Annotated in this window: 17 protein-coding genes and 3 tRNA genes; 7 read left to right on the top strand and 13 right to left on the bottom strand. The window is 36.5% G+C overall.

Annotation, left to right across the window (positions count from 1 at the left end; translation table 11 throughout):
• Positions 1 to 171: 171 nt before the first annotated feature.
• Both OGZ34_RS19925 and OGZ34_RS19920 read left to right on the top strand, forming a co-directional pair.
• On the top strand, positions 172 to 879 hold the full coding sequence (locus OGZ34_RS19925) for a class I SAM-dependent methyltransferase (RefSeq protein WP_263361467.1): 708 nt from the start codon (positions 172 to 174) through the stop codon (positions 877 to 879).
• A 277-nt stretch (positions 880 to 1,156) separates the two neighbouring features.
• Positions 1,157 to 4,840 carry a PKD domain-containing protein gene (locus OGZ34_RS19920; RefSeq protein WP_263361466.1) on the top strand — a complete coding sequence of 1,228 codons (3,684 nt, stop codon included), beginning with the start codon at positions 1,157 to 1,159 and terminating at the stop codon, positions 4,838 to 4,840.
• A gap of 71 nt (positions 4,841 to 4,911) precedes the next feature.
• Here the strand turns inward: OGZ34_RS19920 and OGZ34_RS19915 are convergent, their stop codons facing one another.
• The 5 genes from OGZ34_RS19915 to OGZ34_RS19895 form a co-directional block, all read right to left on the bottom strand.
• On the bottom strand, positions 4,912 to 5,379 hold the full coding sequence (locus OGZ34_RS19915; protein WP_263361465.1) for a DUF3291 domain-containing protein: 468 nt from the start codon (positions 5,377 to 5,379) through the stop codon (positions 4,912 to 4,914).
• 97 nt (positions 5,380 to 5,476) lie between these two features.
• Positions 5,477 to 6,457, bottom strand: coding sequence for a zinc-dependent alcohol dehydrogenase family protein (locus OGZ34_RS19910; protein WP_263361464.1), 981 nt, complete (start codon positions 6,455 to 6,457; stop codon positions 5,477 to 5,479).
• A 12-nt stretch (positions 6,458 to 6,469) separates the two neighbouring features.
• Complete coding sequence (locus OGZ34_RS19905; RefSeq protein WP_173967536.1) at positions 6,470 to 6,748, bottom strand: putative quinol monooxygenase; 279 nt, start codon at positions 6,746 to 6,748, stop codon at positions 6,470 to 6,472.
• A 2-nt stretch (positions 6,749 to 6,750) separates the two neighbouring features.
• Positions 6,751 to 7,356: an NAD(P)H-dependent oxidoreductase gene (locus OGZ34_RS19900; protein WP_173967535.1), complete on the bottom strand. Its 606-nt coding sequence runs from the start codon at positions 7,354 to 7,356 to the stop codon at positions 6,751 to 6,753.
• A 106-nt stretch (positions 7,357 to 7,462) separates the two neighbouring features.
• The gene (locus OGZ34_RS19895; protein ID WP_173967534.1) at positions 7,463 to 8,449 is read right to left on the bottom strand and encodes an aldo/keto reductase; all 987 of its coding nucleotides are present in this window, start codon (positions 8,447 to 8,449) and stop codon (positions 7,463 to 7,465) included.
• A gap of 120 nt (positions 8,450 to 8,569) precedes the next feature.
• Between OGZ34_RS19895 and OGZ34_RS19890 the strand changes: the two genes are divergently transcribed.
• Positions 8,570 to 9,415: an AraC family transcriptional regulator gene (locus OGZ34_RS19890; RefSeq protein WP_173967533.1), complete on the top strand. Its 846-nt coding sequence runs from the start codon at positions 8,570 to 8,572 to the stop codon at positions 9,413 to 9,415.
• Positions 9,416 to 9,881: 466 nt separating this feature from the next.
• On the opposite strand, the gene OGZ34_RS19885 is transcribed toward OGZ34_RS19890, so the two are convergent.
• The 4 genes from OGZ34_RS19885 to OGZ34_RS19870 all read right to left on the bottom strand — a co-directional run bounded on the left by OGZ34_RS19885 (position 9,882) and on the right by OGZ34_RS19870 (position 12,954).
• Positions 9,882 to 10,355, bottom strand: coding sequence for an RES family NAD+ phosphorylase (locus OGZ34_RS19885; protein ID WP_263361463.1), 474 nt, complete (start codon positions 10,353 to 10,355; stop codon positions 9,882 to 9,884).
• Entirely contained in the window at positions 10,356 to 10,856 is a 501-nt protein-coding gene (gene parS / locus OGZ34_RS19880) for a type II RES/Xre toxin-antitoxin system antitoxin (RefSeq protein WP_173967531.1), read from the bottom strand.
• A gap of 89 nt (positions 10,857 to 10,945) precedes the next feature.
• Complete coding sequence (locus tag OGZ34_RS19875; RefSeq protein ID WP_263361462.1) at positions 10,946 to 11,707, bottom strand: C40 family peptidase; 762 nt, start codon at positions 11,705 to 11,707, stop codon at positions 10,946 to 10,948.
• Positions 11,708 to 11,775: 68 nt separating this feature from the next.
• The gene (locus OGZ34_RS19870; RefSeq protein ID WP_173967529.1) at positions 11,776 to 12,954 is read right to left on the bottom strand and encodes an acetyl-CoA C-acyltransferase; all 1,179 of its coding nucleotides are present in this window, start codon (positions 12,952 to 12,954) and stop codon (positions 11,776 to 11,778) included.
• Between the two features lie 239 nt (positions 12,955 to 13,193).
• On the opposite strand from OGZ34_RS19870, the gene OGZ34_RS19865 reads away from it, so the two are divergent.
• The 4 genes from OGZ34_RS19865 (at position 13,194) to OGZ34_RS19850 (ending at position 14,158) form a co-directional block, all read left to right on the top strand.
• Positions 13,194 to 13,277 (top strand) — tRNA-Ser (locus OGZ34_RS19865).
• Positions 13,278 to 13,291: 14 nt separating this feature from the next.
• Positions 13,292 to 13,366 (top strand) — tRNA-Pro (locus tag OGZ34_RS19860).
• A gap of 31 nt (positions 13,367 to 13,397) precedes the next feature.
• Positions 13,398 to 13,471, top strand: a tRNA-Arg gene (locus OGZ34_RS19855).
• 243 nt (positions 13,472 to 13,714) lie between these two features.
• Complete coding sequence (locus OGZ34_RS19850) at positions 13,715 to 14,158, top strand: DUF3592 domain-containing protein (protein ID WP_263361461.1); 444 nt, start codon at positions 13,715 to 13,717, stop codon at positions 14,156 to 14,158.
• An 85-nt stretch (positions 14,159 to 14,243) separates the two neighbouring features.
• On the opposite strand, the gene OGZ34_RS19845 is transcribed toward OGZ34_RS19850, so the two are convergent.
• The 4 genes from OGZ34_RS19845 to OGZ34_RS19830 all read right to left on the bottom strand — a co-directional run bounded on the left by OGZ34_RS19845 (position 14,244) and on the right by OGZ34_RS19830 (position 16,640).
• Positions 14,244 to 14,660 (bottom strand): hypothetical protein, encoded by a 417-nt coding sequence (locus tag OGZ34_RS19845; protein ID WP_263361460.1) that lies wholly within the window; start codon positions 14,658 to 14,660, stop codon positions 14,244 to 14,246.
• A 164-nt stretch (positions 14,661 to 14,824) separates the two neighbouring features.
• A complete protein-coding gene (locus OGZ34_RS19840) occupies positions 14,825 to 15,379 on the bottom strand; it encodes a YceI family protein (RefSeq protein WP_263361459.1) in 555 nt (184 codons plus the stop codon).
• A gap of 5 nt (positions 15,380 to 15,384) precedes the next feature.
• Entirely contained in the window at positions 15,385 to 15,777 is a 393-nt protein-coding gene (locus OGZ34_RS19835) for a c-type cytochrome (RefSeq protein ID WP_263361458.1), read from the bottom strand.
• A gap of 20 nt (positions 15,778 to 15,797) precedes the next feature.
• On the bottom strand, positions 15,798 to 16,640 hold the full coding sequence (locus OGZ34_RS19830) for a DUF5777 family beta-barrel protein (RefSeq protein ID WP_263361457.1): 843 nt from the start codon (positions 16,638 to 16,640) through the stop codon (positions 15,798 to 15,800).
• Between the last annotated feature and the right edge of the window lie 5 nt (positions 16,641 to 16,645).

Genomic DNA, 16,645 nt, shown 5'->3' with positions numbered 1-16,645 from the left:
ATGTTTTTTCGCCACGAATTCACGTTTTTTTATTTTTAAAATTTATGCCCAAACTAAAAAAGAAATTCGTGAATTCGTGGCGAAAAAAAAGTTTATAAAGCATCAAACATAAAAGCCATGCAAACTAGTTAAAACCCGTCTAATTGGTGAGCAATAAAAAACAAAAAAACTATGAATAAATCAACCATTGAAGAGATTAGAGAGCGTTTTGATAAGGATGTCGAACGATTTTCAAATTTAGAAACCGGACAGGTCGCTACTATCGATGCAACCATTTCTCTGGAGTTAATTACCGAAGCTGCCAAAAGGATTGTTCCAACTGCGTTGAATGTTTTGGATATAGGCTGTGGTGCCGGAAATTATACTTTAAAAATGCTTTCGAAGATCCCGAATTTAAATTGCACTCTGGTCGATTTGAGTCTACCAATGCTGAACAGGGCTTTTGAAAGAGTTTCGAAAGAAACTAACGGAACAGTAGAGGCAAAGCAAGGTGATATCAGAGAAGTAACTTTAACAGAAAACCATTTTGATATTATTTTGGCAGGAGCAGTTTTGCATCATTTGAGGGACGATCAGGATTGGGAAACTACTTTTGCTAAAATTTTTAAGTTATTAAAACCCGGTGGCTGCTTTTTTATTTCAGATTTAATCACTCAGGATACCGAAGTTTTAAACAGCTATACCTGGCAACGTTATGGTGATTATCTGGAAGGGATTGGTGGAGCCGAATACCGACAAAAAGTATTGGAGTATGTGGAAAAAGAAGATTCCCCAAGATCTATGAACTATCAATTGGATTTGATGAAAAAAGTTGGTTTTACAAAAGTGGAGATTTTGCACAAAAACATGTGTTTCGGAGCTTTTGGAGGAATAAAGTAAGTAAGATAGGAGGAATTGAAAATATTTTTTAAGAAAAGCTGTCTGAAAGGGGCAGTTTTTTGTTTTTTAGATCATATCGCAAATATAAAAACCAGATAAGATACAATTGTTTTACAATAAGATAATATCTTTTTTATAGATGTTAATTGGATATTTTTATCAAAAAAAACCATCGAATATAGAATGTTTAGGAATTATTTGTTTTTAAAGTTTAATTTTTTAACAATTTTTCTGACAATTTAATATTTGGAATAACAACTAACAAAAAACTATTATTTTGAAAAAAAACTACCTTATTGCTGCAGTTTTTCTGCTTCAATGCTGCATTTTCTTTGGGCAAAGCCAAAACCCAATTGGTTGTGGAACCCAATTGTCCCAAAAGGAAGAAACTGCATTTCAAAAATCGCTTTCAAAAATCAAAACCTGGAAGAAAGGAAATACAAAGAAAGCAGCTACCGTTCCTTATATTATTCCAGTCGTGTTTCACATTTTGGCCGATGGAACAAATATCAATAATGCTTTTACCAAAGAGCAGATGAAATGTAGAATTGACGATGCATTGCTAACGGTTAACAAAGATTTTAATGGTTTGTTTCCCGGATATATCACAACTGATCCTCGTTTTGACGCTGTTAAAAGTAAAATGAACATTCAGTTTGTCTTAGCCACCGTTGACCCCGACGGAAATCCGTTAGAAATTCCGGGTTTAGACTGGCATCCCGAAGCACACGTTGCAGACGGTTATGATGCTAGAATTTATGACTACATCTGGTACGGTAAAAACAACAGGTATTATCTTGATGTTTTGGTGGTTGATGAACCCAATACAGGACAGGGACCTACTGGTTCAGGACATGCTTTTTTACCCATTCAGGATGCAATACCGCGTGTGGCTTTCAACCACAGATATATAGGCAGTACTTGCGGATCACATGCGAGTGCTACTTTTGCAAAAGTAATGACACATGAGTTTGGTCATTATTTTGGATTAAAACACACTTTTCAGGACGATTGTGATCCGGTTAATGATGGAATGGCCGATACTCCTCCAACCAAAGTTGCGGAAGGCTGCACCAGAAATGTACTAAATAGTTGTGGAGTTTATGCCAACGCCGAAAATCACATGGATTATAATACCGAGTGCCAGAATATGTATACCAGAGATCAGACCAATGCGATGACATACTGGTTGGAAGATAAGACAGTTGCCAAATACCCAAGAGGCTTATTATGGGATCCTGCTAATCTTGGAGCAGTTGGTGTTATTGAAACCGCTCCTGTGGCTAATTTTAATAGTAGTACAACAGCAGTTTGTTCCGGAAAAGCAGTAACGTTTGAAGACATTTCTTTGGGATTGCCCAATTCGAGAGTGTGGACTTTCGAAGGAGGAGCTCCGGCAACTTCAACAGACAAAAATCCGGTAGTTACCTATAATTCATCCGGAAATTACAAAGTAACCTTAGAGGTAACCAACTCGCTGGGAACAAATACAAAAGAAGTGCAGAATTACATTGAAGTAGATCAGAAATCAAATGCAAATTTAACGGAGAGCTTTGTAGGAACTTTTCCTCCGAGAGGATGGGAAGTTACAAATCCGGACAAAGGTCTTGGATGGGAAAAACGTAAAGGTGTGGGCCACAATGACAGTTCGTGTATGATTATGAACAATGCCGATAATTCGGTAGTAGGTGCTTTGGATTATATCAGATTGCCTTATTTTGATTTGACAGCAGGACAGAACAGTCAATTGTATTTTGATGTTGCTTATACCAAGTTTGATGATATAAGCCCTGATGTTTTAAAAGTACAGGTTTCGACAGATTGCGGACTTACCTGGAATGATGTTTATTCAAAAACGCATACGGCTTTACAAACCACAGCTGTTGCTACAGCTCAGGCCAATAATTGGATACCTGTCACGGATGCCAATTGGCGAAAAGAAGTAGTCGATCTTGGCGCTTACATAGGGAGTAATAATGTTTCTATTCGTTTTGTAAACGTGTCGGGTTATGGAACACGAGTTTGGATCGATAATGTAAACGTTGCTGTTACACAGGCCACTACTCCGGTCTCTGATTTTGCATCCAATATGAGAGATACACGCTGTACAAGTCTTACAGCTCCATTTGTAGATGTTTCAACAGGAAATCCAACGTCATGGAACTGGTCGTTTCCAGGAGGAACACCGTCAACTTCTACAGATCAGAATCCAACAGTAATCTATGATGTACCGGGATCTTATGCCGTAACATTGGCTACTAAAAATGCCAATGGTAGCGGAACAATAATTACTAAAAATAATTTTATAACCATTGTGGATCCTTATAAAACTTCTTTCACCGAAGGCTTTGAAGGTTCTTTTCCTCCTGCAGACTGGGAAATTATTAATCCGGACAACAAATTGGCCTGGGAACAACACATCGGAGTAGGACATAATTCTTCTTCTTGTATGGTTATGAATAATGCCGACAATGATAAGGTGGGTGAGGTAGATGAAATTATTCTGAGACCAGCTAATTTGTCAGTGGGAGTAACCGATTTTTCATTCGATGTAGCCTATGCCAAATTTGATGCTGTGAGTCCGGACGCTCTGGAAATTCTCGTTTCAAAAGATTGCGGACTTACCTGGGAAAGTATTTATAAAAAGACTCATATGGAGTTGGAAACATTTGAAAGCGCCGATGCCAACAATTGGATTCCAACTTCAGATTCACATTGGAGAACTGAAAGAGTGATCCTGACCAGGTTCAAAGGGGAATCGAACGTTTTGTTTAAATTCAAAAATACTTCTGGATATGGTGCAAGAATATGGATTGACAATTTGAAATTTAATTTTGATAGTAAAGAAACTCCGTTTTCTGAATTTACAGTGGAGAACGAAAGATTGTGCAGTGATCTTCCAATTGCTTTTAATGATAACTCAACCGGAGAACCTACGGCATGGGCATGGTCATTTCCGGGAGGTACACCATCATCTTCGACAAGCAAAGTACCTACTGTGGTTTATAATAACCCGGGAACTTACGATGTGACTTTAACGGCTTCTAATGCTTATGGAGCGGGAACTGCTATAACAAAAACCGGAGTAGTGGTTGTGAAAAGCAAAAATACTCTTCCATTTACGGAAAATTTTGAAGGAAGTTTTCCTGTTCAGGATTGGGAAATAATTAATCCTGACAAAGATGCCATTACATGGGAAAAACGTTCGGATGTTGGTAAAGGAGACTTATCCTGTTTGGTTATTAATAATGCCGACAATCCAACAGCTAAAATCGATGAGCTTATTTTAAAAGCAGTTGATTTTTCTTCTGCATCGACACCTTATTTGTATTTTGATCTGGCTTATACACAGTATTTAAGCGTGTATGATTCGGCACCCGCTCCTGATAAGATTGATATTTTGGTGTCTTCAGATTGCGGTCTGACATGGACAAATGTATATTCTAAAAATCAAATACAGTTGCAAACGGTCTCCCCTCCAATTCAGGACGACCCGGCAACAACCGGAGCGAATGAAACTAATGATTGGACTCCAACCAAAGATTCCGACTGGAGAGCCGAAAAGATTGATTTAAGCATTGTAAAACAACAGAAAAATGTTTTGATAAAATTCAAAAACACTTCAGGTTTTGGAACCAGAATTTGGTTTGATAATTTTAAAATCGATAACGGACCTAATTTAACAGTAACAAAACCAAGAGAAGTAGACAATCTGCAAGGAGTTCAGGTATATCCAAATCCGTCCAGTAATGTTTTTCATGTGGTAACACCATCTAATACGGACAATTATACGGTTACCGTTCATAGCGCAGAAGGAAAAATGATTTATACCGAAACTTTTGCCGGAGGAAATAACACCGAAAAAACGATTAATTTGTCGGGAAAAACAAGAGGAGTATATTTCCTAAACGTAACTTCTTCAGCTAAGAAGACTTTTACTCAGAAAATCATAAAGCAGTAGTTTAGTTTAATATGAAAAGACAGAGACTGTGTCCTTTTGGGATACAGTCTCTTTTTTATTTAATGATTTTACTAGGAAATATTTTTGAATTGTGGTGCGGGAAACTTGTTTCGAAGATCAAACACTAATTCCGAAACTCCATTTTGCTGTAAATAATCTAATTTTTCTACCGCTTCTTCAAGAGTTGGAACATGGCCTTTAGGAATCCACCATATTGCTGTATGTGCCTTACCATATTTAAAAAACCATTCTTTTCGACGTTTTAGAAAATCGCTGTGAAAAGTCTTGTACATATAATGCTCTAATGTTTCAACATTCTCCCAAACGGAGATATTAATAAGAACCTGCTCATCATTATACGGATTAGGATTTGTCGTATTATAACTCTCATCTTTCAACCTCCACACAAAGCCATCACTGTTTTCGGCCAAAGTATTCACAAGATCTATATTTTCTTTAAACTCTTTCATGATAGGATCGTTTATGTCAATACCTTTCATTTTGGCAATATTAATTTCGGCTAAGTGGTATTCGCTCATAAAATTGTAAAGTTTTGAATAAGAGGCAAGTTAACTTTTTTATCGAAATTAATTTTGTAAGTAAATTAATATCACAAAAAAGAGTGAAATTTTGAAATTAAACGATATCCACTACAATTTTTCCGATAGCCGAACCATCACTAACCGCTTTATGAGCCTCTATCGCATTATCTAATGTGAATTTTCGGGGATCAATAATAGGTTTTAGTTTTCCTTCTTCGATAAATTTTGCAGCTTCTTTCAGGATGTCTCCATGATGTTTTCTGCCTTCACCGCTAATCATCGGATGCAAAACAAAAACACCATGTAAACTGGCAGATCGAAGAGATCCTGTAGCTAAATTGTGTGTTCCAAAAGCATAACAACTGGCAATCTGACCATAATGGCGAATGGCTTTAAAAGAATCGTCTAAGGATGTCCCGCCTACGGTATCGTAAATAATATCAAAACCTTTTCCCGCTGTAAATTGCTCGACATAATCTTCAACAGTTGTAGTTCTGTAATCAATTGGAGTGGCTCCAAAGGCTTCTGCAATAGAAGCTTTTTCAGGCGAAACGGTTGCATAAACATCAGCACCAAAAATGCGGGCCAACTGTACCACCATATGACCAACACCTCCGGCTCCGGCATGAACCAAAACCTGATCACCTTTTTTTACTTTTGCCCTGTCAATTAAACCCTCCCAGGCTGTTAGCAATACAAGCGGAACAGCTGCGGCCTCTTTCATGCTTAAGTTCTTAGGTTTTAAAGCGAGTAAGGCAGCATCAACGGCAGTATATTCGGCTAAAGTTCCCTGAAGCCCCAGTACACCTCCGGCGAGTCCGTACACTTCATCACCAACTTTAAAATCAGTAACATCCTTTCCGATGGCTTCCACAACACCGGCAAGATCAGTTCCTAAAATCGCAGGTAAAACCGGTGATGCGTAAGGCGAAACCCCAATACGAATTTTGTTGTCGATCGGGTTAACACCGCTCGCATGAATTTTAATTAAAACTTCTCCGCTTTTTGGAGTTGGTATTTCTATTTCAGTACTGACAAAATCAGATTCGTATGTATTTGTAAAAAGTGCTTTCATTGTTTCTTTACATTATAAGATTTGTGCTGTTTTGTAAACCTGTATAGGAGAGGAGATGAAAGTTTCGCTTTCTTTAATGAAATCCAGTAAATACGATTGATTGTTATGGATGTCAAGTCCTGGCTGGTCTTTCCATTCTTCCCAAATAATAAAAACATTTTCACTGTGATGAAGATCATAACGTATGCAAGCCTCTTCTTTTCTGGTTTCTGTAACCAAATGATTTAGCATGTTTTTTATTTGTGCTGTATTTTCCGGTTTACTTTTTAAAATAGCGGTAATTGAGATCATAATTATAAAGTTTTAAAGATTTGTTCTAAATGGTTGGTATAGTTTACCTTAAAGATACCAATATTTTCGGCTGTAGCACCTTTTTCGACATCATGAAAATGGAAACCGTCTAATTTCTCCATTCCTACAAATTTATTCATTTTATGGAAACCAAACATAACACCTTCGTCTACAGTTGTTTCTTCGAAAAATTCTCCCGGAAGGGTAAAAGCTGTTGCAGGGGCATTCCAACTTGTGGTAAGCATGTATTTTCGTCCGTGCAAAAGTCCGCCTGTACCGTAATTGATATCCGGATTTGTTCTCGTTCTACCGTCGTTTTTGTAAATTCCTTTTTGATGTCCGGCAGTAAAAACATCATCAATATATTTTTTAAAAAGATTCGGTAATTGAAACCACCAAACAGGTGTGTGATAAACGACTACATCTGCCCAAACGAATTTTTCGACTTCTTCGTCTAAATCGACTTCTTGTTTAATGTCGGTTGTTTTCACTTCAAATTGTTTGCTGTTTGTTAAGTATTCTATTGTCCAGTCAGTAACGGTTTGATTGAATTTTCCACCTGAATGAGCAAAATTTTGCCCGCCGTTGATAATAAATATTTTTTTCATACTATGAATTGCTCTTATGTGTTTGTGAAAGAGATAAGAGTGGTATCTCTTTGATATAATTTAATTTTTTGTGCTTTTTTAAAAGAAGGTAAAACTGCTCGGGTAACTATTTTAATTTTGAAATAGCCTGATCGATGAAATCTAATTCAGAAACAGATAAATCAAAATCCATTGTTTTAGCGTTTGAAATGGCTTGTTCTGCATTTCGGGCTCCGGCCAGAACAATTGTAATTCCTTTTTGTAAAGTCGTCCAGCGTAAAACCAATTGTGAAATAGAAATGTGTTTGGCATTGGCTAAAGAGCTCAGTTCTTCTACCAAAGTTTTTACCTTCTGAAGATCAAACTGACCGAAATAACCATTTCGATGATCGTTGTCCTTTAATTTACCATCGGTGAAATATTTACCGGTCAATAAACCTCTTTCCATCGGACTGTAGGCAATAATTCCAATATTTTCAGCAAGCGTTAGTGGAACCAAATCAGTTTCAATACTACGATTTAACATACTAAACGGAACCTGATTGGAAGCTAATTGAATGGTTTTTTGTGCCTCCTGAACTTGCGATGCATTGTAATTACTTACTCCTGCTGCTCTGATTTTTCCTTGTTGAATTAGGCTTTCAAGCGCCTCCATTGTTTCGTGAATAGGTGTTGTAGTATCCGGCCAATGAATTTGAAGCAAGTCGATATAATCGGTTTGAAGACGTTTTAGACTTTCTTCAACTTCTTTAATAATATTGTTTTTGGAAGCATATTTGTAAATAGGGACTTTTTTTCCATTGTCTTCAGCATCGAAAAAGAATTCGCCTTTTCCGTTAGTACTTCCGTCCCAAACCAGACCAAATTTTGTCAATAACTGTACTTTCGAACGATTTTGAGTTTTTAAAGCTTCACCAATCATGACCTCGCTTAAACCAAATCCGTAGAAAGGAGCAGTGTCAATTGTAGTCACACCATGATCGATTGAAGCATGAACAGAAGCAATTGAATCTGCTTTATCGTTTCCACCCCACATATTCCCGCCGATCGCAAATGCGCCGTATGTAATCGTGGATAATTCAAGTTCAGTATTGCCTAATTTTCTATATTCCATAAGTGATATTTTTGATCGTTTAAAATTATTTGGCGAAATTATACCATTTTTAAGAGTGTTAAATGGTATATATTTGTGTTTTTTAGGTATATTTGCAGCCACGATATAATAATAACTATTATGAAAAAAGAAAATTTATACGAACCGTTTAGTGTTTCCTTTGAGACTTTAGATGAATACCCGGATGTAGGTGATCGTCATAATTTTTTTGAATTGGTTTATATTCTGAACGGAACCGGTTTGCAATGTATCAATAAAAATGTCTTTGAATATGATGCTGGACATATGTTTCTCTTGACTCCTGAGGATTGTCATAATTTTACCATTGAAACCAAAACAAAGTTTTTCTTTTTGAGGTTCAATGATATTTATTTAAAAAATTCAAGCCTGCAAAATGAAAATATTCAGCGTTTAGAGTATATTCTACAAAATGCGAATCATCAGCCGGGCTGTATTTTAAAAAATGTTGCCGATAAATGTTTGGTGAAAGTTATGGTGGAGGCAATTATTAGGGAGTATGAAGATAAAGATGTCTATAATAAAGAATTGATTCAGCAATTGGTGAACACTTTGATTATCGTGGTGGCAAGAAATATCGCGAAGTATTTGCCCGAGCAAGTAAATATTGGCTGTGAGGCAAAAGCAATGGATATTTTGCAGTACATTCAAAACAACATTTATTATCCTGAAAGAATCAAAGCAGAATCGATTAGTGATTATTTCGGAATTTCAAATACGTATTTAGGACGCTATTTTAAAAAGCATGCCAACGAAACCATGCAGCAGTATATCAGCAATTATAAAACAAAACTGATTGAACATCGCCTACAGTTTAGTGATAAACGAATCAATGAAATCGCTTACGAGTTTGGTTTTACCGATGAAAGTCATTTTAATAAATTCTTCAAAAAGCAAAAAGGAAACAGCCCTTCGGAGTTTAGAAAAACAATCAGAATAAGTGCCTAAACACGAATTACACTAATTGTCACTAATTTTTTTGCCACAGATTAGATAGATTAGAAAGATTTTAATTCGTGTGCATTCGTGAAATTAATGTTTAAACACGGATTGCACTAATTGGCACTAATTTTTTGCCACAGATTATAAAGATTAAGTGGATTTTTACTTCATGCTAATTCGTGAAATTAGTGTTTAAACACGGATTGCACTAATTGGCACTAATTTTTTGCCACAGATTATAAAGATTAAGTGGATTTTTACTTCATGCTAATTCGTGAAATTAGTGTTTAAACACGGATTGCACTAATTGTCACTAATTTTTTTTGCCACAGATTAGATAGATTAGAAAGATTTTAATTTGTGTACATTCGTGAAATTAGTGTTTAAACACGGATTACACTAATTGTCACTAATTTTTTTGCCACAGATTATAAAGATTAAATAGATTTTTACTTCGTGCTAATTCGTGAAATTAGTGTTTGTTTTGAAATCTCGAATCAAAATTCATTCTGGTACTACTGATAACCTTGATCTTTTTACTGTCCGGATGGGTTGGATTTATTAAATAATTGAATTCCTGTGGTACTATGCAACTAGGAACTTTTAAGATTGCAGCTTCGTTGTAATCTATAAAATCATCGCCAATGGTTTGTGTTATTACTATTGGAGGTTTTGAATTCCAGTCTTCGGGTAAGTCTTCTATGCTAACTTCCTGAATGGTGATGTCATCAGGGATTTCGATTTCGATATAAAAACGATCCAAAGGTAAATCTTCACTTAAATCTAAATGAACAGATACTTCAAGTGTTGCCAATGCTCTGCTTTCGGCAGTATAAACCATGCGGGTATTAAGGCTGTTCCATCGGAAACCCTCAGACATTGAAGCTCCAATTCCTGCTAAAGTTGTGCTTAAGTATTTTTCTCTTTCGATTCTAAAAACCTTCATTTAAGCTAAGTTTCCAAACTCTAATCGATTTAAACTAAATTTCACTTCGTTAATTCCTGTTACGGTGTCCAGCATGTTTTCAGGAGTGCTTCCGCCGATAGATAAATTAGGTTTTTTGAGCCATCTTTGAAATTTTTCTTCTTCATTATTGAAAACTTCAAGGCCATAATCGATCAGCTCATTGATTAAAATAACCAATTCGCTGTCTCTGCTGTCTAAAAGCAAATGTTCGCTTTTTTTCTTGTTATAAGTAGTTTGAGGAATCCCTACAATGGCCAGAACAGATTTTACAGGATTGTTTAATCGCCTGCTGATGACTTCGATTGAATCATAAGGAATACCGGATCGGATGACTCCAACACGTTCCAGCTTGTTGCTCCAGCTGTATTCTTTACCATCAGAACTTAAAGTAGATCTTTTAATGGAGATTACTTTTCCTGAGGCATTTCGAATACTTCTTTTAGTATCAAAAGGTTCTGTTTTCTGCGTTATTTTATCCATGACACAACAAATTTGCTATAAAGATACAATAATTTTGTTGTTTGCTTCAGGGTTTAGAGAAAAATTAACTTAGAGGGAGGATGAAAAAGTTAGATTATCTTCTTGATCACACGTAACTTATGGGTGTGTTTGTTTGTTTCAGGATTGTAGATTCCTAAGTGGTCCAAACGATCAATACGAACTTTTCCACTGGCGTGAATGATGTAATTATTGTCCATAATGATACCAACATGTGTAATATTTCCTTCGTCATTATCAAAAAACGCCAGATCGCCAGGCTCACTTTCTTCGATGAAACTCAAAGGTTCTCCGTCAAGGGCTTGTTGTGAGGCATCACGATGAATTTTGTAGCCGTTTAATTTGTAGACCATTTGAGTAAAACCGGAACAGTCAATTCCAAAAGGAGTTTTTCCTCCCCAAAGATAGGGAGCATTCAAATACATAAAAGCCGTGCTTATAATAGCGCTCTTAGGTTTTATACCGCTGGTTTTGGTGCCTTCAAAATCAAAATTTGAAATATTGATTTCGCTATTGTTTAAAAAAGATAAAGAAGCGCCAAGCGGAATTGGCAGTAACAAATTATTTGAAGAAGTGATGTAATCAATCAGGTCGGCATTTAGAATAATTGCTTCACTGCTTAATTGGTTGAAATTTGCTTCCGAGATAACCTGGTATTGTTTTGAATCTACCCAGCCTTCATAGTCATCGTACTGAATTCTTATTCGGGCCCATTGATTTTGGCGTTCTAAAATCTCGATATGTTCACCAAACAAAAGTTGAGTAACGATTTCACTTCTGTCACTTGGCTCAGCTCGTACGGGTACTATGGCTAGATTGCAAATTCCGAACATTTAGGGTAATTTATGAGTTGAAAATCAGGAGTTATTTAGTAATGTAATAACTCCTGATAAAATAGTATTTAAGCTCTCTCGATAACAATTGCCGAAGCACCGCCACCACCGTTGCAAATTGCTGCAGCTCCGGTTTTAGCATTGTTTTGTTCTAAAACACTTAGTAAAGTTACGATGATTCTTGCTCCCGAACATCCTAGAGGATGTCCTAATGAAACAGCTCCACCATTTACGTTTACTTTGTCGTTATCAAGACTAAGGATTTTTGAATTGGCTAATCCAACTACCGCGAATGCTTCGTTGAATTCGAAATAATCAACATCACTTATTGAAATTCCTGCTTTGTCTAAGGCCTTTGGTAATGCTTTTGCAGGGCTTGTTGTAAACCATTTTGGCTCCTGAGCAGCATCAGCATAACCTTTTATGTACGCTAAAGGTTTTAATCCTAGTGAGATTGCTTTTTCTTCAGACATTAAAACTAAAGCAGCAGCTCCATCATTGATAGTAGAAGCGTTTGCAGCAGTAACTGTTCCGTCTTTAGTAAAAACAGCACTTAACGAAGGGATTTTGTCTAATTTTACATTGGTATATTCTTCGTCTTTTGAAACGATGACAGGTTCACCACGTCTTTGCGGAACTTCTACAGGAACAATTTCGTTGTCAAATTTTCCGGCATCCCAGGCTTTTGCACTTCTTTCATAAGACTGAATAGCAAAATTATCCTGTTCTTCACGGCTGATGTTGTATTCAGACGCACATAAATCAGCGCAAACTCCCATTGCGTTGTTATCGTAAGCATCTGTCAAACCATCTTTCTGCATTCCGTCAAGCAAAGAAGCTGGGCCAAATTTTGTTCCGTTACGCATTTGTACGTAATGCGGAATCAAACTCATGTTTTCCATTCCTCCGGCTACTACGATTTCTGCATCGCCACAAGCGATAGCCTGTGCGGCAAACATAACAGCTTTCATTCCTGAAGCACAAACTTTGTTTACAGTTGTAGCGGCAACTTCTTCAGATAAACCTGCAAAAAGTGCAGCCTGACGCGCTGGTGCCTGGCCAACTCCGGCCTGTACCACATTACCCATAAAAACTTCATCAACTAATTTTGGGTCAAGGTTAATTTTTTGAAGTGCGCCTTTTATTGCGGCAGCACCTAATTTTGGTGCGGGTACGGTAGATAAACCTCCCATGAAACTTCCGATAGGTGTTCTAACGGCAGAAACGATAACAACTCTTTTGTTCATTTTCTGTTAATATTAGTTAATCAAGCAAATTTACTCTTTATTTGAATAAATTCAAATTTTGAGGCAATTCGATTGGATTTTAAATTTAATATCAAATTTTTGTTAATTCTATTTGTTTGATTGTGAAGAGGTTTAAAAAAAAGATTGAAAAAAGACAAAAAAAAGCGTCGAAATAGTTGTGAGATATGGAATGTTGTCTTACATTTGCAACCGCAAAACAGAACACGTTTCTTGAGCTTGGAGAGGTGCCAGAGCGGTAATGGAGCAGATTGCTAATCTGTCGACGGGTAACCGTCGCCAGGGTTCGAGTCCCTGTCTCTCCGCTTAATTTTTGCCTCGGGGTGTAGCGTAGCCCGGTTATCGCGCCTGCTTTGGGAGCAGGAGGCCGCAGGTTCGAATCCTGCCACCCCGACAAGAACTTTGTCGGAAGTTTTATAAAAAATGGACGCATAGCTCAGCTGGATAGAGCACCTGCCTTCTAAGCAGGCGGTCGAAGGTTCGAATCCTTCTGCGTTCACGAAAAGCCACTCAAATCGAGTGGCTTTTTTGTTTTGTGCTAGATTGGTTTTTTTCTTGATTCACATCGGATCAAGGGTCAATTTAAAAAATGATGAAACTTTTCTCTATCAAAGGAGTATTTATGCTACACAAATAAGAGGTTGAATTAGTGAGCATGAATGTATGGTCATTTCTGATAAAGCAATTAGTAATAACCTGCAGGACAATTTGACACAGCCATTAGTTTTAATAATAAAAATAAATGATGAATAAAAGACTAATTCGTGCTGTTATTTATGTGTGTTTTATACCCGGTTTGACTCTATTGGTGGGGGCATTTTGCCTTTTTCAACAGAAATTAAACTTTATTGAAAAGGCAAATATTGTTTATGGTACAGTTATCGAATCGATACCTCTTGCTGGCAATAAGAATGGATCGCTCTATTACCCCCATGTTTCATTTGTTACAAAATCAGGTAAGCCAATAGATTTCACTTCTAATGTGGGGACTTCTCTTCCGACTTACATTGCAGGAAGTCCCGTTAAGGTTTTGTATGATCCAACCAATCCGAATAAAGCGGAGATTGATGGGATTTACGGTTATATTGTAGACCCAGTACTTTTGGGCGGTCTTGGCGTATTTTTCTTCTTAATAGGTTTAGGTGCTATTTTAAACGAGTATCAAAAAAGCAGGAAAACGGATTGATATTGAGTGGTTAGGCCTTTAATTTTTTAAAGTTATATAATATTAAAAGAAGAATAATAGCCACTCAGAGGTAATGAGTTGAGGTTTACAGATTCTGAAATTTTACCGGGTTACTCGTATTAAAATGCTTTAGGATTTTTTTAGGTGCTCTGATGACCTCTTTGCGAATAGAATCAAACCATTCGACTTCTTTAAGGAGTTCTGCGCAGCATTCGTTTTTAGAATTAAAAAAGTAACTTTTAATATTGATCTTGTCATTCATAAAACAATATTTCATCTCAACAAAAAAATGTTCTGTAAACATTAGGTCTTTATGGCAGACCAGTACATATTTTCCTTCCTGCAGATCGAGCTGTAAAGAATTCAGTTTTTCTCTTGAAAATCCATTTTGAAATAAAAAACGGTATAGTAATCGTAGCGTGTATGAATTGTACGCGGCCTTTTCCATAATCATAACATCGTTTACATCCTCACCAGTAACAACATAATTTTTGCAGATCATTTGAATTTTATTTGAGTTAGTAAAAAAAGAGGCCAGCTAAGTATGAAACTGACCTCTGGTCAATAGTCATGTTTAATAATCTTTCAAAGTAAAAAGTTATAGGAGTAGTAAATGTTGAATTGGGGAATTCTACTTACTAGTTAAGCCTGATCTGTTGAAATGGATTATTTAACTAATGAAAAATTGTAGGTAATTTTGATCTTGTCTGCGATTTTCTTTCTGACAAGACTTGGTATTTGGATGTCAAAATCTTCTGGTTTGACTTCAAATGAACCCATAGTACTAAGTCCATTGACTGCCTTGGATATTTTGATGTTTACTATAATAGGTTTTGTTTTCCCATGAATGGTAAGATCGCCTTTTAAAGTGAAGTTTTTGGGAGTACCGGTAATTTTAGAAATGTCAAAATCTTCTAGTTTGCCTTTTAGAGTTGCTTTTGAAAACTTTTCGGACTCCATATAATTTTCGTTGAAATGTTCCTCCATTAAAGCAACTTTAAATCGAAAACCTTTTATAAGAGCCAGAGCTGCAAAATCCCCAGTGGATTGATCTAAAATTGCAGATACACTTTTGTTTTCGGCGGCAACTTCTTCATAGGATGGCACAGTAGCCTGAAATTTTATAGTGCCTGTTTTTGTGATTACTTTTTGTGCGTATCCATTGGTGTGAATCAAAATGAGTAAAAACACTATAGATAAATTAATAAACGATTTTTTCATAATTATTAGTTTTCTTTTAGTCCGTCTGTATTCCATTTAACAATCAAATCGATATTGGCCTGTGACATTCTTCCGGCCTGAGGCATAATGCCCTGCTGACCATTTTGTAATTGAATTCGGTTCAATAAACCCGCACCTTCAGTAGCGGTTTTTACTTCTGCATAAGTGGTCAAAGGTCTGAAGCCTGCTGATCTTCCGCTTTGATGACAGCCTACGCAATTGGCATCAATAATTGCTTTTACATTTTTAGAATAGCTAATAGTAACTACTGGGTTTGGTCCTGGAGTTGGAGTGTCTGTAACCGGAGGAGTTTCTATATCTTGGTAGGTATCAGAATCGCTGCAGCTTATAAGTGTTAGTGCGGCTGCTAAAATTGTAATTGCTACTGTTTTTTTCATAATTTGCTTGTTTATAGTTATTAAAATACTCTGTATAAGTTAAATCCGAAAAAGAAGTCTCCTTTTCCCCAGTTTCCGGCGGCATTGGTTAGGTATCCACTTTCGCTCATGGCTTGTGAATTGGTAAAGATTAATTGAAAAACATGTCCTCCGGTTTCAACATCGAGACCGACTGACAATGGATTTTCATAAAAATTGGGTTTATTAAAATTGTGCATATATTCTAAATTGACAGATAATCTTTTTGTGATTTTATAACGTCCGCCACCTCCAAAAGAAAACTGGTTGTCTCTTTCTAAGTCTGGATTGTAAAGGTTTCTATGCACAAATGAGGGTACTAGTTCTACCGATAGTTTTTCGTTAACTTTTCTCGATATCAGCAATTGTTGTACGTAGGTTGTACGGTGCTTAAATTCTAAACCTGGATATTGATCTTTTTCCAGAAATGTATTGATATCCAAAACACTGTAACCAACAATGTCTACAGGAAAGCTATTGCTTTGTCTCATCATTCGGTATTTAACTCCTGTTTCATACAATTTATTCAATGTATGTCTGGAAAGACTCACAGACAGCCAATCTGTAACCCCATAAATACCACCAAGTTTTGTAGTGGCGTTATCAAGACCAAAAAAACTATCAAAACCGTCTTTAACGCTGCCAAAACGATGAGAGACTACAAAATAGAACTCTTTTTTCGCGGGCATTTTTGTGGTCTGTAAGGTTACCAGTTGTAAGGCTTTAAAAGTAGCAGTAGAAAAGTTTTCTTGTACCTGAGTCGAATCAAGGCTGTTTAGTAAATCATCTTGCGAATAGGCTATGGTGGCCAGGAAAAAGCAGATTGGGACTAAAAATTTTTTCATAAATG

This window comes from Flavobacterium collinsii (assembly GCF_946903285.1).
Lineage (GTDB): Bacteria > Bacteroidota > Bacteroidia > Flavobacteriales > Flavobacteriaceae > Flavobacterium > Flavobacterium collinsii.
The sequence above is the reverse complement of the archived record's forward strand: the minus strand, read 5'-3'. Positions and strand labels throughout refer to the sequence as shown.

Bases quoted from the DNA above. Each gene is read 5' to 3' on its own strand.
- OGZ34_RS19905 (WP_173967536.1), bottom strand. From the start codon at position 6,748: ATGATCTCAATTACCGCTATTTTAAAAAGTAAACCGGAAAATACAGCA.
- OGZ34_RS19915 (WP_263361465.1), bottom strand. From the start codon at position 5,379: ATGAGCGAATACCACTTAGCCGAAATTAATATTGCCAAAATGAAAGGT.
- OGZ34_RS19840 (WP_263361459.1), bottom strand. From the start codon at position 15,379: ATGAAAAAATCGTTTATTAATTTATCTATAGTGTTTTTACTCATTTTG.
- OGZ34_RS19925 (WP_263361467.1), top strand. From the start codon at position 172: ATGAATAAATCAACCATTGAAGAGATTAGAGAGCGTTTTGATAAGGAT.
- OGZ34_RS19895 (WP_173967534.1), bottom strand. From the start codon at position 8,449: ATGGAATATAGAAAATTAGGCAATACTGAACTTGAATTATCCACGATT.
- OGZ34_RS19910 (WP_263361464.1), bottom strand. From the start codon at position 6,457: ATGAAAGCACTTTTTACAAATACATACGAATCTGATTTTGTCAGTACT.
- OGZ34_RS19870 (WP_173967529.1), bottom strand. From the start codon at position 12,954: ATGAACAAAAGAGTTGTTATCGTTTCTGCCGTTAGAACACCTATCGGA.
- parS (WP_173967531.1), bottom strand. From the start codon at position 10,856: ATGGATAAAATAACGCAGAAAACAGAACCTTTTGATACTAAAAGAAGT.
- OGZ34_RS19845 (WP_263361460.1), bottom strand. From the start codon at position 14,660: ATGATCTGCAAAAATTATGTTGTTACTGGTGAGGATGTAAACGATGTT.
- OGZ34_RS19850 (WP_263361461.1), top strand. From the start codon at position 13,715: ATGATGAATAAAAGACTAATTCGTGCTGTTATTTATGTGTGTTTTATA.
- OGZ34_RS19875 (WP_263361462.1), bottom strand. From the start codon at position 11,707: ATGTTCGGAATTTGCAATCTAGCCATAGTACCCGTACGAGCTGAGCCA.
- OGZ34_RS19885 (WP_263361463.1), bottom strand. From the start codon at position 10,355: ATGAAGGTTTTTAGAATCGAAAGAGAAAAATACTTAAGCACAACTTTA.
- OGZ34_RS19890 (WP_173967533.1), top strand. From the start codon at position 8,570: ATGAAAAAAGAAAATTTATACGAACCGTTTAGTGTTTCCTTTGAGACT.
- OGZ34_RS19835 (WP_263361458.1), bottom strand. From the start codon at position 15,777: ATGAAAAAAACAGTAGCAATTACAATTTTAGCAGCCGCACTAACACTT.
- OGZ34_RS19900 (WP_173967535.1), bottom strand. From the start codon at position 7,356: ATGAAAAAAATATTTATTATCAACGGCGGGCAAAATTTTGCTCATTCA.
- OGZ34_RS19830 (WP_263361457.1), bottom strand. From the start codon at position 16,640: ATGAAAAAATTTTTAGTCCCAATCTGCTTTTTCCTGGCCACCATAGCC.